1 protein-coding gene is annotated in these 1,054 nt (G+C 74.5%); it reads right to left on the bottom strand.

Annotated elements, in window-relative coordinates; genetic code table 11:
- Positions 1–865, bottom strand: an 865-nt coding sequence (locus ACYVE9_RS28065; RefSeq protein WP_461030698.1) for an alpha/beta fold hydrolase, incomplete at its 3' end; no start/stop codon positions are given.
- Positions 866–1,054: the final 189 nt, after the last annotated feature.

Genomic DNA, 1,054 nt, shown 5'->3' with positions numbered 1-1,054 from the left:
GAGCCTGTGCCGCGCCGGGGGGGCCGGACGTCTTCCGGGCCCGGCCGGCGCCGAGCGCGGCGACGAAGTCGGCGATGTCGCCCACCACACGTGCCGGGCGCTCCCAGTGGACGGCGTGGCCGGCGCCCTCGTGGACGAGGAGCCGGGAGCCGGGGACGGCGTCCAGGATCACCTGCTGATCGGCGCGGGGGAGGAAGGTGTCCTGGTCGCCCCAGAGCACCAGGGTGGGCACGAGGATGCCGGACAGGGTGGCCCGCAGGTCCGACTCGACCAGGCCGCGCAGGCTGTCGCGCCACACCCGGGCCGGCGCCTTGAGGCTCTCCGTGACCATGGTCTCCAGGAAGTCCGGCGTGACGGGCTCGGCTGTCATGCGGCGGTGGAAATCTGCCACGAAAGCCCGGTCGACCGGGTCCCGGAGGTCGCTGACGGTCTGCCGCAGTTCGGTGCTCCCCGGCTTGTCGGCGAGCGTGGCGGGTGTTCCGAGCAGGACCAGGCCGGCTACCCGGTCCGGGTACCGTCCGGCGACGATCCGGGCCTGCACCCCGCCGCTGGAACCGCCCACCAGCACGGCCCGCTCGATCCCTACCGCGTCCAGGAACGCGACCAGGTCGGCCGCCAGCTCCGCGGGCGCGTAGCCGTCGGCGGGCTTGTCGGCGTCGCCGTGCCCGCGCTGGGTCGGAGCGTAGCCGTGCAGCGTCGTGGGGAAGCGGCGCAGCAGCGGCTCGAACGTGCGCCAGGAGTCCGCGTAGCCGTGGACGAGGACGACGGGGAGCGTCCCCGGGTAACCCGCCTCGGCGTAGGGCAGCGTCAGCCCTTCCGGCAGGGTTCCGCTCAGTACGGCGGTGCGTACGGCGATGGTGGACAAGGTTCATCCTCCTCAGCCCCCTTGCGAGCGTAACCGACCCGGTCCGGCCCGGCAGCGGTGGTGATCCGCGCGGTCACGGCGGCAGCACCGACGGTACTGGCAGCACCGGCGCCACCGGCACCGGCTGTCGGTGCCGGTGCTGCCGCCGGTGCCGGTGGAACCGGGGTCACCGGGACCGGCGCGGCTTCC

It is taken from the genome of Streptomyces sparsus (assembly GCF_054776295.1).
This window is presented reverse-complemented; position numbering and strand designations above follow the sequence as displayed.